This window comes from Bradyrhizobium sp. Kon58, from assembly GCF_055807455.1.
Genome location: NZ_JBVVOT010000297.1, coordinates 1 through 311, shown reverse-complemented (window position 1 = coordinate 311; position 311 = coordinate 1). Strand labels below are relative to the sequence as shown.

Below are 311 nucleotides of genomic sequence, written 5' to 3'. Positions count from 1 at the left end.
CGTGGCGATTTATGGCTTTACGCTGATCGTGTTGTACAGCGCTTCGACGGTGTATCACAGCGTGCGAGGGCGGCGAAAAGAGATCATGCAAAAGGTCGATCATTTTTCGATCTACCTGCTGATCGCCGGCAGCTACACACCGTTTTGCCTGGTGACACTGCGCGGGCCGTGGGGCTGGACGCTGTTCGGGATTGTGTGGGGCCTGGCGGTGATCGGCATTTTGCAGGAGATCAAGCCACGCTCGGAGGCGCGCATCCTGTCCATCGTGATCTATGCGGTGATGGGCTGGATCGTGCTGGTGGCGGTCAAGC

General features: G+C 58.8%; 1 protein-coding gene. It reads left to right on the top strand.

The window, feature by feature from the left end; genetic code table 11:
• Positions 1–311 (top strand): PAQR family membrane homeostasis protein TrhA (trhA, locus tag AC0L20_RS40545; RefSeq protein ID WP_473295753.1); only part of this gene is annotated, 311 nt, incomplete at both ends.